The 16,693-nt window shown below is 63.8% G+C and carries 17 protein-coding genes and 1 riboswitch; of the genes, 5 read left to right on the forward strand and 12 right to left on the reverse strand.

Features of this window, described 5'->3' with window-relative positions; genetic code table 11:
* Positions 1-7: 7 nt before the first annotated feature.
* On the forward strand, positions 8-700 hold the full coding sequence (locus IB265_RS17210) for an NnrU family protein (RefSeq protein ID WP_057252109.1): 693 nt from the start codon (positions 8-10) through the stop codon (positions 698-700).
* Here the strand turns inward: IB265_RS17210 and IB265_RS17215 are convergent.
* Together IB265_RS17215 and IB265_RS17220 are read right to left on the reverse strand one after the other, a co-directional pair.
* Entirely contained in the window at positions 697-1,275 is a 579-nt protein-coding gene (locus IB265_RS17215; RefSeq protein ID WP_057251875.1) for a UbiX family flavin prenyltransferase, read from the reverse strand. The two genes, IB265_RS17210 and IB265_RS17215, sit on opposite strands and share 4 nt — an antisense overlap.
* Positions 1,272-2,783: a UbiD family decarboxylase gene (locus tag IB265_RS17220; RefSeq protein WP_057251876.1), complete on the reverse strand. Its 1,512-nt coding sequence runs from the start codon at positions 2,781-2,783 to the stop codon at positions 1,272-1,274. Before IB265_RS17220 ends, IB265_RS17215 begins: the two co-directional genes overlap by 4 nt.
* A gap of 127 nt (positions 2,784-2,910) precedes the next feature.
* Here IB265_RS17220 and IB265_RS17225 point away from each other — a divergent pair, with 127 nt between their 5' ends.
* Genes IB265_RS17225 through IB265_RS17235 form a run of 3 tightly spaced genes read left to right on the forward strand, consistent with a single transcriptional unit; the run spans position 2,911 to position 5,349 of the window.
* Positions 2,911-3,429 (forward strand): SCP2 domain-containing protein, encoded by a 519-nt coding sequence (locus IB265_RS17225; RefSeq protein WP_057251877.1) that lies wholly within the window; start codon positions 2,911-2,913, stop codon positions 3,427-3,429.
* Positions 3,420-4,397, forward strand: a complete 978-nt coding sequence (locus IB265_RS17230; protein ID WP_057251878.1) for a peptidase U32 family protein — start codon at positions 3,420-3,422, stop codon at positions 4,395-4,397. Before IB265_RS17225 ends, IB265_RS17230 begins: the two co-directional genes overlap by 10 nt.
* A 7-nt stretch (positions 4,398-4,404) precedes the next feature.
* Positions 4,405-5,349: a U32 family peptidase gene (locus IB265_RS17235; RefSeq protein ID WP_057251879.1), complete on the forward strand. Its 945-nt coding sequence runs from the start codon at positions 4,405-4,407 to the stop codon at positions 5,347-5,349.
* A gap of 57 nt (positions 5,350-5,406) precedes the next feature.
* Here IB265_RS17235 and IB265_RS17240 read toward each other — a convergent pair whose 3' ends face one another.
* The 4 genes from IB265_RS17240 to IB265_RS17255 all read right to left on the reverse strand — a co-directional run bounded on the left by IB265_RS17240 (position 5,407) and on the right by IB265_RS17255 (position 9,641).
* Positions 5,407-5,877, reverse strand: a complete 471-nt coding sequence (locus tag IB265_RS17240) for an RbsD/FucU family protein (protein WP_057251880.1) — start codon at positions 5,875-5,877, stop codon at positions 5,407-5,409.
* Positions 5,878-6,012: 135 nt separating this feature from the next.
* Complete coding sequence (locus IB265_RS17245) at positions 6,013-7,026, reverse strand: ABC transporter permease (protein WP_057251881.1); 1,014 nt, start codon at positions 7,024-7,026, stop codon at positions 6,013-6,015.
* 1 nt (position 7,027) lies between these two features.
* The gene (locus IB265_RS17250) at positions 7,028-8,590 is read right to left on the reverse strand and encodes a sugar ABC transporter ATP-binding protein (protein WP_057252110.1); all 1,563 of its coding nucleotides are present in this window, start codon (positions 8,588-8,590) and stop codon (positions 7,028-7,030) included.
* A 118-nt stretch (positions 8,591-8,708) separates the two neighbouring features.
* Positions 8,709-9,641 carry a sugar ABC transporter substrate-binding protein gene (locus tag IB265_RS17255; RefSeq protein WP_057251882.1) on the reverse strand — a complete coding sequence of 311 codons (933 nt, stop codon included), beginning with the start codon at positions 9,639-9,641 and terminating at the stop codon, positions 8,709-8,711.
* Between the two features lie 296 nt (positions 9,642-9,937).
* Between IB265_RS17255 and IB265_RS17260 the strand changes: the two genes are divergently transcribed.
* Positions 9,938-10,939: a LacI family DNA-binding transcriptional regulator gene (locus IB265_RS17260; protein ID WP_057251883.1), complete on the forward strand. Its 1,002-nt coding sequence runs from the start codon at positions 9,938-9,940 to the stop codon at positions 10,937-10,939.
* Positions 10,940-11,002: 63 nt separating this feature from the next.
* On the opposite strand, the gene IB265_RS17265 is transcribed toward IB265_RS17260, so the two are convergent.
* From IB265_RS17265 to IB265_RS17290, 6 genes are all read right to left on the reverse strand, one after another.
* A complete protein-coding gene (locus IB265_RS17265) occupies positions 11,003-11,992 on the reverse strand; it encodes a beta-ketoacyl-ACP synthase III (RefSeq protein ID WP_057251884.1) in 990 nt (329 codons plus the stop codon).
* The gene (locus IB265_RS17270; protein ID WP_057251885.1) at positions 11,989-13,257 is read right to left on the reverse strand and encodes an adenosylmethionine--8-amino-7-oxononanoate transaminase; all 1,269 of its coding nucleotides are present in this window, start codon (positions 13,255-13,257) and stop codon (positions 11,989-11,991) included. Before IB265_RS17270 ends, IB265_RS17265 begins: the two co-directional genes overlap by 4 nt.
* Positions 13,254-13,892, reverse strand: coding sequence for a dethiobiotin synthase (gene bioD / locus IB265_RS17275; RefSeq protein ID WP_057251886.1), 639 nt, complete (start codon positions 13,890-13,892; stop codon positions 13,254-13,256). Before bioD ends, IB265_RS17270 begins: the two co-directional genes overlap by 4 nt.
* Entirely contained in the window at positions 13,889-15,034 is a 1,146-nt protein-coding gene (locus IB265_RS17280) for an 8-amino-7-oxononanoate synthase (RefSeq protein WP_192494930.1), read from the reverse strand. The genes bioD and IB265_RS17280 overlap by 4 nt, the downstream gene beginning before the upstream one ends.
* Positions 15,031-16,047 (reverse strand): biotin synthase BioB, encoded by a 1,017-nt coding sequence (bioB, locus tag IB265_RS17285; protein ID WP_057251888.1) that lies wholly within the window; start codon positions 16,045-16,047, stop codon positions 15,031-15,033. Before bioB ends, IB265_RS17280 begins: the two co-directional genes overlap by 4 nt.
* 388 nt (positions 16,048-16,435) lie before the next feature.
* Positions 16,436-16,556, forward strand: a riboswitch (TPP riboswitch).
* The gene (locus IB265_RS17290) at positions 16,522-16,659 is read right to left on the reverse strand and encodes a hypothetical protein (RefSeq protein ID WP_162770845.1); all 138 of its coding nucleotides are present in this window, start codon (positions 16,657-16,659) and stop codon (positions 16,522-16,524) included. (Overlaps the previous riboswitch by 35 nt.)
* Positions 16,660-16,693 lie beyond the last annotated feature (34 nt).

Below are 16,693 nucleotides of genomic sequence, written 5' to 3' on the forward strand. Positions count from 1 at the left end.
GATCGACATGACCTATTTCCTCCTCGCCTTCGCCGTCTTCCTCCTGCTCCATCTGGTGCCGGCCTGGCCGGCGCTGCGCCAGGGCCTGATCGACCGGCTCGGCCGCTCGACCTATTTCGCGGTCTACTCGCTGCTGTCGCTGCTCGCTCTCGGGTTCATTTTTCACGCAGCGCTGCAGCTCGATTTCATCCCGCTCTGGGAACCGGCCGCCTGGCAGGCGTGGATGACCTTCATGCTGGCGCCGCTAGGGATCTTTCTCGTGCTGGCCGGCCTTTTCAGCGAGAACGCGCTGTCGATCTCGATCTACCAGGGCAACGAGCGGCCCGGCGCCATCGTGACGATCACCCGTCATCCGGTGCTCTGGGGCTTCCTCCTCTGGGCCGCCGGTCACATCGTGCCCAATGGCGACCTGCGCTCGCTCGTGCTTTTCGGCGGCTTCGCGCTGTTTTCCGTCGGCGGTTTTTTCATGCTCGAAAAGCGCGCACGCCGTCGTCTCGGTGACGGCTGGCAAGCGGCCTCGAAGGGCACATCGGTCTGGCCCTTCGCAGCGATTATTCGGGGCGAAACCCGTTTGCGTGCCGATCCGGTGATGATCATCGCCGCCTTTGCCACCGTGGCGATTGCCGTCTGGCTGCTGCTTGGCGGTCACGAGGTCCTCTTCGGCGCCGACCCGCTGCTCCAGGCTGCTGCCTTCGACTAGCCTTCACCTTGCCAGGCCTTTGCCAGCGGGGCGATCGGCAGCGCCAGGAGGTCGATAGCCCGCGCCGCCAGATGGTCGACGATGGCGTCCACGGTTTCAGGTCGATGGTAGAAGGCCGGCACGGGCGGCATGATGATCGCCCCCATTTCGGTGACGGCGCACATGTTGCGCAGGTGACCGAGATGCAGCGGCGTCTCTCGCGCCATCAGTATCAGCCTGCGGCGCTCCTTCAGATGCACGTCGGCGGCGCGAACCACGAGATTGTCGGCCATGCCGGCGGAGATAGCCGCGAGCGTACGCATGGAGCACGGAGCAATGATCATGCCCGCCGTCGAAAACGACCCGCTCGCAATCGCCGCACCGATGTCGGCGTGATCATAGGTTCGGGTAGCCCTACGTAACAGCGACGGAAGCGCCTCCGCGCCAACCTCGTGCGCGAGTGTGCGGTGCGCCGCCGGCGACAGGACGAGATGCATCTCGACGCTTTCGATATCGCTGAGCCGCTCGGCGATGCGCACCGCAATCGCTGCACCGGAAGCGCCGGTGACGCCGAGCACGATCTTCATTCGGGTCATCGTGTCAGTCCTCCAAGCCCGAGACCGGCCCAGATCGCATCGACCTGACCGATGACCTCTGGCGACATTTCGAGGACCCGCCCCCAGTCGCGATCGGTTTCGGTGCCTATCTTGTTGGTGGCGTCGAGCCCGAGCTTGCCGCCGAGGCCAGAGCGCGGCGAGGCGAAGTCGAGATAGTCGATCGGCGTACCCTCGATCACGGTCACGTCGCGGCTGGCATCGAAACGAGTCGCCAAGGCCCATATCACATCGGACCAGTTGCGCACGTCGATATCGGGATCGACGGCGATAATCAGCTTGGTGTAGCTGAACTGCGGCAGCATCGACCAAAGCCCCATCATCACACGCTTGGCCTGTCCCGGGTAACGTTTGTCGATCGAGACGACCATGGCCCTGTAGGAACAGGCTTCCGGAGGCAGCCAGAGATCGGATATCTCCGGAAACTGCTTGCGAACCAGCGGCACGAACAGCCTGTTCATCGCTTCACCGAGCCGCGAGGGCTCATCCGGCGGCCGGCCGGTATAGGTCGAGAGATAAAGCGGGTTCCGGCGCATGGTGATCGCCGACAGACGCATGACCGGGAACGGCTCGACCGAATTATAGTAGCCGGTGTGGTCGCCATAGGGACCCTCCTCTACCGTTTCGACGGCAGAGACGGTACCCTCCAGCACGATCTCCGCATTGGCCGGCACCGAAAGCGGCACGGTCTTCGCCTTCACAAGCTGTGTCCTGCCGCGCCTGAGCAGTCCTGAAAAATTCAGCTCGCTCAACCCGTCGGGCAGCGGCATGACGGCAGCTAGGATCGTTGCCGGGTCGGCGCCAATAACGACCGCTATCGGCATATCCTGACCCAGCCGTTGCCACAGACGGTGGTGGCGGGCGCCGCCGCGGTGCGCGAGCCAGCGCACGATGGCACGATCGGGGCCGAGCACCTGCATGCGATAGATGCCGACATTGACATCCAGCGGATCATCCGGGGCGCGCGTGATCACCAGCGGCCAGGTGATGAGCGGCGCCGGCTCGCCCGGCCAGCACCATTGGACCGGCAGGCGCCCGAGGTCGATTTCGTGATCACGCCAGACGACCTCCTGGCAGAGTGCGCGCGTTACCTTTCGCGGCCGCATATACATCGCCGATCTCAATAGAGGCAGCCGATCCCAGGCGTCGCGCAGCGACTGCGGCGCTCTGGGGTCGCGCAGTTCCGCCAGTTCGGCGGCAAGCGCATCGAGCCCTCCCGGCATCAGGCCGAAACCGCGTTCGATCCGGCGTTCCGACCCGAAGAGATTGGTGAGAAGCGGGATCGGCTGCACGGCGCCAGAGGCATCGATCGGCTGCTCGAAAAGAAGCGCCGGCCCGTCGTCCGCAAGCACGCGGCGGTGGATCTCGGTCATCTCGTGCACCAGCGAAACCGGCCGTGAGATGCGCTTCAGGTCGCCCTCGCGCTCGAGCGTATCGACAAATTCCTGAAGCGTTGCAAAGCCCTGGGACGGGCGGAAGGTCCTGTTCATGGAGCCTGTTTGTGGCGGCGAATGGCCCTTGTCTTTGACGTGGCGCAAACAACCGGCGGCGGCGGGCGACTAGCATGCGCCGCATCGTCCGATTCCGTCGCTTCGCAGGTAGCCCCAAAAGGTAACAATGTCACTTCCGCTCGCGATCACCGCACCTCTCAGCTTCGTTCCCATCATCGCCATCGAAAGCGTGGTGCAACGTGTCTTCACCCGCGTGATCGAGACCCATCCCGGCCTCTTCGATCGCTTGGCTGACCATGCCAACAAACGCTACGCCTTCCTGCCCTCCGATCTGCCGATCGGCTTTCTCGTCGAACCGGCCGTGCCGCGCATTTCCGTCCATCGCAAGGAGCGCGCGCCGGCTTCCGATGCCTGCATGGAAGGCGAATTGGTGCTGCTGCTGGCCCTGCTCGAAGGCCGTGTCGATGGCGACGCCGTCTTCTTCTCGCGTGATCTCACCGTCAGCGGCGACATGGAGGCGATGCTGGCGCTGCGCAACGCACTCGACGATTGCGAAATCGATCTCCCACGCGATCTTGCGCGGATGAGTGGGCCGTTCGCACCGCTCGTGCGCCGCGCCACGGAGGAAATCCGCGAGCGCGCACTTGGCCGTGTTGTCAAGGAGGAGGCTCCCCAATGGAACTGATCTGCCCCGCCGGCACGCCGGCCGCCTTCCGCGAAGCCGTCGATGCCGGCGCCGACGTGGTCTATTGCGGTTTTCGCGACGAAACCAACGCCCGCAATTTTCCCGGGCTGAACTTCTCCCGAGAGGAACTCCGGACGGCAATTGCCTATGCCAAGCAGCGCAAGGTGATGACCTTCGTCGCGATCAACACCTTCATGCGCGCCGGCCAGGAGACGCTCTGGCACCAGGCGGTGGACGACGCCGTGGCACTCGGCGCCGATGCCGTCATCCTCGCCGACTTCGGCCTGATGGCCTACACGGTCGAACGCCATCCGCAACAGCGGCTGCATGTCTCCGTGCAAGCCTCCGCCTCCAATGCCGATGCCGTTCGGTTCCTTGTCGAGGCTTTCGCGGCAAAACGCGTCGTGCTGCCACGCACGCTGACGATCGCCGACATCGCCCGACTAGCCAAACAGATCGATTGCGAGATCGAGGTCTTCGCCTTTGGCGGCCTCTGCGTCATGGCCGAGGGGCGTTGCTCGCTCTCTTCCTACGCCACGGGCAAGTCGCCCAACATGAACGGCGTCTGCTCGCCCGCAAGCCATGTGCGCTACCGCCAGGACGGGCGCGAACTCGTCTCCGAGCTCGGCGACTACACGATCAACCGCTTCCCGGCCGGAGAGGCCGCCGGCTACCCGACGCTCTGCAAGGGGCGCTTCGATATTGCCGACGAACGCGGTTATGCCTTCGAGGATCCGGTTTCGCTCGACGTGATGGACCATATCGATGCGCTGCGCAGCGCGGGCGTCAGCGCGCTGAAAATCGAAGGGCGGCAGCGCGGCAAGGCCTATGTTGCCGAGGTCGTCTCGGTCATGCGGCGGGCACTGACCGCCGGCGCCGCCGAGCGGCCCGCTTTGGTATCGCGGCTGAAAGCGCTTAGCGAAGGCCAGAAGACGACAACAGGCGCCTATGAAAAGCGCTGGAGGTAATCGGCCCATGACCACATCTACGAGCCCATCCAAACCCGCCTTGAGCCTCGGCCCAGTCTATTATCTCTGGGACGGCCCCAAGTGGCGCGACTTCTACTTTCGCATCGCCGACGAGGCGCCGATCGCCCATGTAACGATCGGCGAGGCCGTGTGCTCGAAGCGGCTGCATTTCATCGAGCCGCATGTCGGAGAGGTCATCGAGCGGCTGGAGAGTGCCGGCAAAGAGGTTAGCCTCGCCTCGCTGGCGCTGGTGACGCTGGAACGCGAAAGCCAGCTCGTGCGCGGGCTGGTGCGTGACAGCACCTACCCGATCGAGGCCAACGACCTATCCGCGCTGCACCTGCTTGCCGGCAGGCCGCATTCGGTCGGGCCGCTGGTCAACGTCTACAACGGCGCAACCGCCAGGCTATTGGCATCGAGGGGCGCGACGAGCATCTGTCTGCCGCCAGAACTGCCGATGGCATCGGTGCGCGGCATCATCAAGGACAATCCGGGCCTCGCTTTCGAGATCTTCGCCTTCGGTCGCGTGCCGCTGGCGATCTCGGCGCGCTGCGCCCATGCCCGTTCCAAGGGCCTGATCAAGGACAATTGCCAGTTCATCTGCGGCGAGGACACGGATGGCCTGACCGTCGAGACGCTCGACCGTCAACCTTTCCTCGCACTGAACGGCGTGCAGACCATGTCGCACACCTGCCAGGCGCTGATGCAGGAACTGCCTGAACTTGCCGCCGCCGGCGTCTCCCGGATCCGGCTGTCCCCACAGGACTGCGACATGGTCGCCGTCGCCGAGATCTATGGCGACGCGATCGCCGGCCGGCGCGCCATCGACGAAAGCCTGGCACGCCTCGAGTCTGTCTATCCGGGAGTCCCGTTTTCCAATGGCTTCCACCACGGCCAGACGGGAGCGGCCTGGGTCAAGGTACCAGCGTCCTTGGCGATCCCGGCTGCCTGAGTCGCGGGCCGGCCACACTTCTGCCGGGCGGCGAGGAAGCAACGATGCCGACTTCCGTCACATCGCCTCGTCCCAACGGCTGGTGGGCGGCACTACGCCCTTGGTGAACAGGAAGCAGCCATAAAGGCGCGCCTCGCCGGTCACGATGACGCAATAGGCGCGTCTTGCTTCCTCGTAGAAGGCGAAGCGCTCGATCGCGTACATCTTCGGCGCGTCGCCATCCGCCCGTGCGATTTCGGCCTGCACCTCCAGCTGGACATCCGGCAACTCCCCCGCCTTGGCTTCTGGCGCCATTCGAGCGGCGGAAGGCTGCAGCGGCGTATCGAGCGGCATGACGGAGAGGATGGCTCTGGCTGCGCGCGCAGCCGAAACATTGGCAATGTGCAGCGGCAGGCCAAGCCGGGTGTTGCGGGCAATCGTGTCGGCCGGAAAGTTCGCGTCGACGAGCGCGATCCGGTCTCCGTGGCCCATGGAGCGAAGCGCGTGCAACACGTCCGCATTCAGTGCCGGGTCAACATTCATAAGCATCAGCCTATCCTTTCCTCAGCTTGTCTCTGCCCACGGAAATCCGGGCACGAAACTGCGATGCATGCGGGCCTTATCGCCCCAGCAGCGCGCATGAACGTTTCTCGTTGGTTGGGAGCGGGCGGCAAGCCGCCCCGATCAAATGCCCGTCAGCCGCTCGCGATATTTGTCGATGATCACGGCGAGGATGATGACGACGCCTGTTATCATCTGGCGCATGAAGTCGCTGAGCCCGAACAGGATGAGGCCGTTGGCCAGAACCCCGGTGATGCAGGCGCCGAGCAATGTGCCGATGACCGTGCCCCGGCCGCCGTTGAGACTGGTGCCGCCAATGATGACTGCCGCGATCGCATTGAGCTCGAAGCCGATGCCTATGATCGGGCTCGCGATGTTGAGGCGGGCCATGTAGACCATGGCGGCAATGCCGACGAGCGCGCCGGCGATGGTGAACGCCGCCACCTTGTAGAACATCAGCGAGTGGCCGGCGAGGCGCACGGCCTCCTCGTTGTTGCCGATGCCATAGAGCAGCCGGCCGAACACCGTCTTCGACAGCACGAACCAGGCGATCGCGACGAGCACCAGTGCGATCAGGAAGACCACGGGTATGCCGAGGATCATCTGCGAACCGAAGGCGTTGAAGCTCGGCGGGAAGGAATAGATCGTCCGCGCATCCGTCACCTGAAGTGCTGCGCCGCGCGCGATATTCAGCATGCCGAGCGTGACGATGAAGGAGGGCAGCCCCCAGAAGGCGCTGATCCAGCCATTGAGGAAGCCGCAGACCACGCCGGTGCCGACGGCCGCAAGGGTCGCAAGGGCTACTGCCTGAAACACAGAGAGATCGGGGATCGTCAGCACCGTGCCGCCGACGACGGCGCAGAAGGCGAGCATCGAGCCGACGGAAAGATCGATGCCGCCGATCAGGATGACGAAGGTCATGCCGACGGCGAGGATCAGGTTGATGGTGATCTGCGTCAGGATATTGGAGATGTTGTTGGGCGTCAGGAAATGCTCGGTGCTGACCGAGAAGAACACGATCAAAAGCAGCAGCGCCAGGCCGATACCGGCATCGCGCAGGAGCACCTTCGGCGACCAGCCCGTCAGCCGGCGCGTATCGGCGGTGTCGCTTGCTTGTGTCTTTTCGAGTGCTTGCATCTCAGTGCCTCGCCTGTTGCTGCTCGCCCTGGTAGGCATATTGCAGGATACGTTCTTCGGAGAATTCCGGCCGCGACAGTTCGCCGACGACGCGGTGCTGCGACATCACCAGGATGCGGTCCGACAGCGTCATCAGCTCCGGCAGTTCGGAGGAGACGACCAGCAACGCCAGGCCACGCTCGGCGAACTGGCGGATCAGCGCATAGATTTCAGCCTTCGCGCCGACGTCGACGCCGCGCGTCGGTTCGTCGAGCAAAAGCACTTTCGGATTGCGCGCCAGCCACTTGGCGAGCACCACCTTCTGCTGGTTGCCGCCGGAAAGGGTCGCGGCATTCCTGCCCGGCCCGCCATATTTCAGCTTGAGCTCGGCACCGAGCCGCTCCGTCACCGCGATCTCGGCCTTCCTGTCGAGGATGCCGGCGCGCGACACGTCCGAGAGAGACGCGAGCGTGACATTGGCGGCGATCGGCATGTTGAGGATCAACCCCTCTTCCTTCCTGTCCTCGGTGACGAAACCGATGCCGGCATTGATCGCCTCGCGCGGCGAGCGGAAGGAAACGGGCGCACCCTCAAGACGAAGCGCGCCGGAGAGCGGTGGCTCGGCAGCGGCGATCGCGCGCAAGAGCTCGGTGCGCCCCGAACCGACGAGACCGGCAATCCCGAGGATTTCGCCTTTGTGCAACTGAAGCGAGATGCCTTGGGCATGGGGCGATTGCGGATGGCGGAAGTTGACGAGCGACAGCGCTTCTTCGGGGCGCGCCAACGACACCATTTCGCTCGCCATCTGTTGTTGCAGCTTGCGGCCGACCATGGCGCGCACCAGTTCGTCCTGGTTGGTTTCGGCAATCGGCCGCGAGAACACCGTCTCGCCATTGCGCAGCACCGTCACTCGGTCGCAAATGCGGAAGACTTCGTCGAGGTGATGGGAAACGAAGATGATCGACACGCCGCGACTGCGAAGCTCGTTGATGATCTTGAACAGCCGCTCGGTCTCGCGCGACGTCAGCGTTGCCGTCGGTTCGTCCAGTATGAGGATGCGGCTTTCCGTCATCAGCGCTCTGGCAACTTCGACGAGCTGGCGATGGGCGATGCCGAGCCGCTCGACCGGCCAGCACACGTCGATGTCGCTGAGTCCGATGGCGTCGAGCGCGGCACGCGCGCCGGCATGCATCTCCTGCAGCCTGACAACGCCGAGTGCATTGCGCGGCAGATGTTCGATGAAGATGTTTTCCGCCACTGAGAGATAGGGCAGCAGGTTGAATTCCTGGTGCACGACCTGGAGGCCGTTGGCCTTGGCCTCGCGCGGCGTCGTCGGCGCGTAAGCGCGGCCGGACAGGTTGATCGCGCCCTCGTCCGGACGGACGATGCCGCAGAGCACCTTGATCAACGTGGACTTTCCGGCGCCGTTCTCGCCGATCAGGCCATGCACTTCGCCTGGCTCAATAGAAAGGCTGACGCCGTTCAGCGCCTTGGTGCCGCCGAAGGCCTTCCTGACATCGTGCAGCTCCAGAACGGGCCGCGTCGAAATGTCAGCCGCATCCGCGCGCACTGATTCCGTGTTCATCATAATCTAGCCCTTTGAAACGCAGCAATTCCGAACGGGAGCCAATCGCATCCCGCGTCCGCTGTTCCTGCCTAAGCCGCACCGGGCGACACCCGGTGCGGTAGAAGCAATCTCTGGGCTATTTCACGTCGTCCTTGGTCACGAGTTTGATGTCGGTCTTGACCCAGCCTTCAAGCTTGGGACCGCCGGCGACGACGGCGAGCGCCTTGTCGATCGCATTGGCCGCCATCTCCGAGCCGAACTGGTCGACGGTCGCGAGCAGCTTGCCGTCCTTCAGCATGGGCGCGACCGCTGGCACGTTGTCGAAGCCGACGACCTTGATGTCATTGCGGCCGACCGCATCGAGCGCCTTGACCACCCCGATCGCCATCGAATCGTTGGCCGCGAGCACACCCTGGATATCGGGATGCGCCGTCAGCATGGTGGAAAAGACGGCGTTCGCCTCTTCCGTTTCCCAATGAGCCGTGCGGGAATCGAGAAGATCGAGCTTGCCGGCGGCGACCGCGTCTTCAAAACCGAGCTTGCGCTGCGCCGCATTGTCGGCGCCCGGGTTGCCTTCGAGGATCACGACCTTGCCGCCGGCGCCAAGGTCCTTGGCGAGCGCATCGCCGACCATCTTGGCGCCGCCGCGGTTGTCAGGACCGACGAAGGCGAGGTCGACACCCGCATCCTTCTTCGCCTGCTCGTCGAGCGAGACGTCGAAGTTGACGACGACGATGCCGGCGTCCATCGCCTTCTTCAGCGGCGCGACCATGGCGCGGGAGTCGGCTGGTGCGATGACGATCGCGTCGACGCCTTGGGTGATGAAGTTTTCGACGCCGTTCAATTGGCTCTCGAAATCCGTCTCGTTCTGCATGCCGATGGCTTTGAGCTCGTAGTCGCCCCGCTTCTTTGCATGCGCCTCTGCGCCTTCGAGCATGTTCTTGAAGAAGTCGTTGGCAAGCGACTTCATGACGAGGCCAACGACGGGTTTGTCGGCGGCCATCGCGATCGTCGGGAGCGCAGTGGCAACAGTGAGCGCGACGATAGATGCGAATCTTGAAAGCTTCATGGGTTCTCCTCCGGTGAAACGACGGTCCTCCAACCATCGATGAAACGTTTCATCAAGTGAATGCGAATGAACCGCTTCTGCCGCCAAGAAAAGCGAAACATCTCTCTGCTGTCAATATGAAACGTTTCATCACGGTGAAATTTGTGCTGGAAGTCGCTATCTGTTGCCGGCATTCTCTGATTTAAAAGGAAGAAACCAGCCGCCACCCGATACCCCGGGGGCTTGCGATAACGCTTTGATCTGCTGCATGATTTCTAACCGCAGCGGACGCAGAAAATGGGACTGGAGCCGACCGTTTGAACCCGACGATAAAGGATGTTGCCCAGCGTGCCGGTGTCTCCGTGGGCACTGTTTCGCGCGTCCTCGCCAAGAACAAGACGGTCAGCGAAGACATCCGGAAGAAAGTGGAAGCAACGATTGAGGCAATCGGCTATCGCCCGAACATCCTCGGCCGCAGTCTCAGGCTCGCCAAAACCGACATCATCGGGCTCGTCGTGCCCGATATCACCAATCCCTTCTTCGCTGAGCTTGCCAAGCATGTCGAGATGCTTGCTTCGGCCGAGGGATATTCGGTCCTGCTCGCCAACACCCATGACGATCCGGAGGCCGAAAGGCAGCAGATCGAGACACTGCTCGGGCGCCTGCCCGCCGGTTTGATCCTCGTTCCCGTCAGCAACAGTCTCGTCGACGGACTTGTCGCCGGCACGCGGACGGTAACCGTCGACCGGCCCTTGAGCGGGCATGCACTCGTTGCCGTCGACAACAGGCAGGGCGGCTACCTCGCCGCCGATCATCTGCTCGCACTCGGGCATCGCCGGCTCGGCTACATCAGCGGACCGAGTTCGACCGAGGTGTCGGGCGAGCGCCGCGATGGCTTTAAGCAGCGGCTCGAGGAATTCCGCACGACCCATCCAGGCGAATACGTCGCACCGCAGGTCGTCGAAGGTCACTTCGACTACCGCTCGGGCGAAGAGATCGGTAAGCAGATGCTGACACAAGCGGCAGCAACGCGCCCGACGGCGATCGCGACTGCGAGCGATCAGCAGGCGATCGGTCTTCTGCGCGCCGCCGGCGACATGGGCGTGCGCGTGCCGACCGATCTTTCGATCGTCGGCTTCGACGACATCCCGCTTGCCTCGCTGGTGCTGCCGCGCCTGACGACGATCCGCCAGCCGATCGACGAGATCGCACGGCTGGCGCTGGACGGCGTGCTCGGCAGCCACGCGCTGCAGGAGGAATACAAGCTGCAGCCAGTCCTCATACGCCGCGGATCCTGCGCAGCGCCTGGGACGCCCTGACTGCGAGCCTGCCCAAGTGAGGCGCGAAAATTGCGCGCGATTTCCGCACCCGTCTCGCACCGGCTAACAGCCAAGCACCACCGCGCCTCCGGTGAGCCCGGCGCCCGCTGCCGTCAACAGCAGCTTCTCCCCGCGAGCGAACGGCCGATTTTTATGCGTCAGCGATAGTGACAGCGGGATCGTCGCGGCGGACGAGTTGCCGTAGTCCGCGATGGTCCGTACGGTTCTTGCAGGCTCGATGGCAAGGCGATCGCAGACGGCGTCAAAGATCCGGGCATTGGCCTGATGCGGCACGAAGCGGCTGATCTCTTGGGGATTGCAGCCGGCGGCATCCATTGCGCGGACGGCACAGGCTGTCATCATCTCCACCGCCTGGGCGAACATCTCCCGCCCGTCGCGCATCGTCATCAGGAAATCCTCGGGCTGCAGGCCCGGTGAGAACGGTTGGCTGCTGCCGCCGGCTGCGATTGAGATCAGGTCGTAGCGGCTGCCGTCGGCGGCAAGGTCAACGCCAAGCAAACCGGTCTGCGGATCATCGGAAGGAGCAACGACGACCGCACCCGCCGCGTCGGCAAAGAGAACGGTGCTTGCTCTTTCCGCCGGGTTGATGCGTCGGCTCAGAATGTTGGCCGCCACCACCAATACCGGTTTTCCCTGCGAACGGACAAAGCCGTCGGCAAGCGTCAAAGCATAGAGGAACCCCGAGCACGCACCGGCCAGATCGATCGCGCCGGAACGGGTGAGCCCGAGCCGGTGGGCGAGCAAAGGTGCGGAAGGCGGCAGGAGATGATCGGGCGTGGAGGTCGCCAACAGGGTCAGGGCGACATCGCCCCGCAGCATGCCGGCATCCTCGAGCGCCGCCGCGCCGGCGCTCGACGCAAGTCCCGTCAATGTCTCGCCATCCTCGACCCAACGCCGCTCGCGAATGCCGGTACGACGCTCGATCCAGCCGGGCTCGAGACCGAGCTTCGTTTCGATCTCGGCATTGGCAACGCGCCGTGCCGGCACGGCATGGCCGAAGCCGGCGAGCCGGGAGGACCGTGCGGCGCTCACAGCCGCCCTGCCGCGAAAAGCGATGCCGCCTCGTCGACCGCGCCATAGGCCCGGTCGAGCTCTTCAGCGGTCACGCAATAGGGTGGCATCAGATAGATGACATTGCCGAGCGGGCGGATCAGCAATCGCCGCTCGCGGAAGAAGGCCCTGAGCCGCGGGCCGATCTCGGAGAGATAGCCGCCGGCCGGAACCTTGAGATCAAGGGCAGCAATCGTTCCGAGCTGGCGGGTATCGCTGAAGCGGGGATCGTCGGCGAGGCGGGCGCCATGCCGACGCTGCTCCTCCGACAACGCGGCGATACGTTCCCGCACTGGCTCTCCCTTCCAGACGGCGAGATTGGCGAGCGCTGCCGCGCAGGCGATAGGATTGGCCGTATAGGAACTCGAATGAAAGAACGTCTTGCGTCGATCGGTCGAGAGATGCGCCTCGAAGATCTCGGCCGTGCAGAGTGTCGCCGCCAAGGGCAGCGCGCCACCGGTCAGTCCCTTCGACGTGCAGAGAATATCGGGCGTGATGCCGGCCTGATCACAGGCGAACAGGCTGCCCGTCCTTCCCCATCCGGTCATCACCTCGTCGGCGATCAACAGGCTGCCATGCCGTTCGGCAATCCGTTTCAACTCGGCAAGCACGGAAGCCGGGTAGGTTTTCATGCCGCCTGCACCGAGGAGCAGTGGTTCGATCAACAGGGCCGCGACCTCGCCGGTGGCACAGGCCGCCTCGAAGGCATCAAGCGTCGCCTGCTCTTGAGCCGGCTCCGGAAACGTCAGCCGATCGACGGCAAAGAGCAACGGTGCGTAAGGCGCATTGAAGACGCCCCTTTCTCCCGCGGACATCGTGCCGATCGTATCGCCATGATAGCCGTGTTCGAGCACACAGATGCGGTTCCGCGGCCGGCCGAGATTGTGGAAGAAACCAAGTGCCATCTTCAGCGCGACTTCGACCGCGGTCGAGCCGCTGTCGGAATAGAACACATGGGCGAGCCCGGGTGGCGCGATCTCGATCAGCCCGCGCGCCAGGTTCTCCGCCGGCGCATGCGTATATTCGGCGAAGATAAGCTGATCGTAGGTTTGCGAGGCGGCGCGGATCGCTTCCATGATGGCGGGATGCCGGTGGCCGTGGGTGATGACCCACCAGGACGAAATCGCATCGAGGATCGCCGCCCCGTTTTCGTCGATGAGATAGGCGCCCTCGGTCCGGACGACGCGTCGCATCGCCGGCTCCAATGCATGCTGGGTGAAGGGATACCAGACGGTGGAATTTCTCATGCCGGCACCTCCAGCAAATCGTCGACGTTGAAATTCTCGCGAAACGCCTGCCGCAGCCGTTCCGGCGTCAACGGGTCGAGCCGCGGCAGCCGCCCAAGCCGTCGAACCTCCCCCAGTTCCGCGATGATCGCTTCGCTATCCGCCTGCTCGTCGCCGATGAAGGCGACACCCAGGACCGGGATCGCACGGCGCCGGAGCGCATCGAGCGACAACAGCGTGTGATTGATCGTGCCGAGCCCCGTGCGGGCACAGAGAATGACCGGGATGTGCCAACGCGCGAACACATCGGCAAAGACGCTCCGCTCGGTGAGAGGCACCAGGAGCCCGCCTGCCCCCTCGATGACGAGCGGGCGGTCGACCTTGGGCGGCAAGAGATGTTCAGGTTGGATCGACTGACCATCGATCCGCGCCGACAGATGTGGCGAAGCCGGTGTCCGCAGCCGATAGGTCTCAGGCAGGATGCGGTCGGGCGGGATCCGACCGAGCCGCGCTACAGCCTCGCTGTCGGTCTCTTCATCGAGCCCCGACTGCACCGGTTTCCAGTAGCAACCGCAAAGCGCGTCGGTCAGCGCCGCGGAGAATATCGTCTTGCCGATCCCGGTATCCGTGCCGGTGACGACGAAACGGCGCATCATGACCGCTCCTCCGTCATTGCGACCTTCAAGCCCTGCAGCATGCGCGTGATCATCGGCCGGTCGACATTCAGCGTGATCGCGATCCGAAGCCGCGCCGTCCCCTCGGGAACGGTCGGTGGACGGATCGCCCTGAAATCGAAACCTTCGGCGCGCATTCGCGCGGCAATCCTCACGGCGCGACCGTTGTCGCCGATCAGGACGGGCTGGATCTGCGAGCCGCTGCCTTCGATGCCGAGGGTCTCGGCAAGCGCCCGATTGGCGAAGGTCCTGAGATCATCGAACGCTGCCCGGCGCTGAGGCTCATCCGCCAGTGTCACAAGAGCCTCGCGGACGGCGACAGCAATGAGCGGCGAAGGCGCCGTCGCATAGATGAAGTTGCGAGCACGGTTGACGAGATAGTCGCAAAGCACGGCGTTTGCGCCAACGAGGGCGCCGGAAACGCCGAGCGCCTTGCCGCAGGTATGCAGCACGACGAGATTTTCCCTGCCGTCCAATTCGGCCGTCAAACCGCGGCCATCTGGCCCGAAGACGCCGGTCGCATGCGCTTCGTCGACCACCAGAAATCCATCATGCCGATCGGCGAGCGCGGCGAGGTCTGCAAGCGGCGCCCGGTCGCCGTCCATCGAATAGAGGCTTTCGACGGCAATCCACGGATGTCCCATGCCGCCGCGCTTGCGCCACGCACCGATCGCATCGGCAAAGGCGTCAACGTCGCTATGCTTGACCGCGATCGCACCGGCCCTGCTTACGGCGATACCCTCATGGGCACTCGCATGGATCAGGGCATCGTGGACGATAATATCGTCGCGCTGCGGCAGCGTCGAAAACAAGGCGGCATTGGCCGCATAGCCGCTGCCGAAGAACAGCGTTCGCTCCACGCCAAAGAAGGCGGCCGCCTCCGCCTCCAGCGCCTCGTGTTCCCTGTGGTTGCCGCGCAACAGTCTCGAACCGCCTGATCCAACCGGCAGGCCGCGGTCGATCGCCGCGATGATCGCCGCCTTGAGACGCGGCGAACCGGCAAGCGCCAGATAGTCGTTCGAGGTGAAGTCGACCCCACTGCCGGAGGCGAGTTCGCGGCGGCGCTCCTTGCGTTCAAGGCCGTGAAGCGTCTTCTCGTAGCGGTGGAGCAAGCCCGCGGTCATTCGGCCGCTTCCGGTTCTGCCGTAAGCGGCATCGGCTTCAGCCCGAGCCGGCGGAAGAGTGCCGCATCGTGATCCTCGCCGGGGTTGTCGGCGGTCAGCAGCGTTTCGCCGACGAAGATCGAATTGGCGCCGGCGAAGAAACAGAGCGCCTGCATCTCGTCGCTCATATCGGTGCGGCCGGCCGAAAGGCGGACATGCGACTGCGGCATCAGGATACGCGCCAGGGCGATGGTGCGAACGAAATCGATCGGATCGACCGGCGCCGCATCGGCAAGCTTCGAGCCCGGGATCGGAATCAGCATGTTGATCGGCACGCTTTCGGGGGGCACCGGCAGATTGGCAAGCGTCACCAGCATCGAGATCCGATCGTCAGCCGTCTCGCCCATGCCGAGGATGCCGCCGGCACAGACCTTGATGCCGGCGTCGCGGACGTTCGCCAACGTTTCCAGCCGGTCGGCAAAGCTGCGGGTGGTGATGATCTCGCCGTAGAAGCGCTCCGACGTATCGACATTGTGGTTGTAGTAATCGAGCCCGGCATCTGCGAGCCGCCCGGATTGTTCCGGCGTCAGCATGCCAAGCGTCATGCAGGTCTCCATGCCGAGCGACCGGACGCCGCGGACCATGGCGACGATCGCCTCCATGTCGCGCTCCTTCGGGCTGCGCCAGGCGGCGCCCATGCAATAGCGCGTCGCGCCGCCATCCCTCGCTTTGCGTGCCTCTGCAAGAACCTGTTCGACTTCCATCAGTTTCGACGCTTTCAGCCCCGTCGGGTAGTGTGCCGACTGGCTGCAATAGCCGCAGTCTTCGGCACAGCCGCCGGTCTTGATCGAGAGCAGGCGGCTCATCTGGATGGCATTGGGGTCGAACTGGGCGCGGTGAACGGACTGCGCACGATACAGAAGGTCGTTGAACGGCAAATTATAGATTTTTTGCGCGTCGCCCAGATTCCAACCGGTTTTGCCGGGCTTCGTAGCTCCGGAGGTCGGCTCAGTCGAACTGTTTGTGTCGAGCATGTTCGTTCACTTCCCCAGAATAGATAGAATCCATTATTATCTATAATTTTCACGGACACTGCATCGAGCAACCATCTAAAAGGAGACCTAATTGCAATGACTCAACCTTGTCGTGCTTTTTCGTGCCTCGACGGCTGCGGTCAGAAGGGCAAATACCGCGACTTTCCGCCTCGGCGGCATCAGCTGATGGCGATGACAGCAACGGCCAGATGCCCGGATTTTCGGGACCTTGCGCCTTGCACTAGCCGTAGATCTCTCGACCGATGCCCGCTACCGACACCAGCGAGCCTCAAGAACACATGTCCTTCCACTTTTTATAGATAATTTTTTGCGCACGAGGTACACACCGGCAGCCCTTGACAAAATCCGATCCAGCCGCTCAGTTTGAAGCATTCACCAGGGGTGTCCCGACAAGGGGCTGAGATTCTGCTAGGCGGTTTCCGCGGCGCAGTGACCCGTTGAACCTGATCCAGTTCATACTGGCGTAGGGACGGTGCAGACATCGCTGCCGCATTCGCGTTCGCGCGAGCAGATCTCGGCAAGGCGTCCTTCCCTCTCTTCCGGTCCGAGCTGGGTCTCCAACAATGGAGCCTCGGCAATGCGTATCTTCATCGCGATTCTGCTTCCTTCTGGCCGACGTTCGGCT

Source organism: Ensifer sp. ENS10, assembly GCF_014852025.1.
Taxonomy (GTDB): Bacteria; Pseudomonadota; Alphaproteobacteria; order Rhizobiales; family Rhizobiaceae; genus Ensifer.

Coding starts and splice junctions, on each gene's coding strand:
- IB265_RS17240 (WP_057251880.1), bottom strand. CDS start 5,877: ATGCTTATGAATGTTGACCCGGCACTGAATGCGGACGTGTTGCACGCG.
- IB265_RS17215 (WP_057251875.1), bottom strand. CDS start 1,275: ATGACCCGAATGAAGATCGTGCTCGGCGTCACCGGCGCTTCCGGTGCA.
- IB265_RS17225 (WP_057251877.1), top strand. CDS start 2,911: ATGTCACTTCCGCTCGCGATCACCGCACCTCTCAGCTTCGTTCCCATC.
- IB265_RS17290 (WP_162770845.1), bottom strand. CDS start 16,659: ATGAAGATACGCATTGCCGAGGCTCCATTGTTGGAGACCCAGCTCGGA.
- IB265_RS17235 (WP_057251879.1), top strand. CDS start 4,405: ATGACCACATCTACGAGCCCATCCAAACCCGCCTTGAGCCTCGGCCCA.
- IB265_RS17230 (WP_057251878.1), top strand. CDS start 3,420: ATGGAACTGATCTGCCCCGCCGGCACGCCGGCCGCCTTCCGCGAAGCC.
- IB265_RS17250 (WP_057252110.1), bottom strand. CDS start 8,590: ATGAACACGGAATCAGTGCGCGCGGATGCGGCTGACATTTCGACGCGG.
- bioB (WP_057251888.1), bottom strand. CDS start 16,047: ATGCTCGACACAAACAGTTCGACTGAGCCGACCTCCGGAGCTACGAAG.
- IB265_RS17210 (WP_057252109.1), top strand. CDS start 8: ATGACCTATTTCCTCCTCGCCTTCGCCGTCTTCCTCCTGCTCCATCTG.
- IB265_RS17220 (WP_057251876.1), bottom strand. CDS start 2,783: ATGAACAGGACCTTCCGCCCGTCCCAGGGCTTTGCAACGCTTCAGGAA.
- IB265_RS17270 (WP_057251885.1), bottom strand. CDS start 13,257: ATGAGAAATTCCACCGTCTGGTATCCCTTCACCCAGCATGCATTGGAG.
- bioD (WP_057251886.1), bottom strand. CDS start 13,892: ATGATGCGCCGTTTCGTCGTCACCGGCACGGATACCGGGATCGGCAAG.
- IB265_RS17280 (WP_192494930.1), bottom strand. CDS start 15,034: ATGACCGCGGGCTTGCTCCACCGCTACGAGAAGACGCTTCACGGCCTT.
- IB265_RS17255 (WP_057251882.1), bottom strand. CDS start 9,641: ATGAAGCTTTCAAGATTCGCATCTATCGTCGCGCTCACTGTTGCCACT.
- IB265_RS17245 (WP_057251881.1), bottom strand. CDS start 7,026: ATGCAAGCACTCGAAAAGACACAAGCAAGCGACACCGCCGATACGCGC.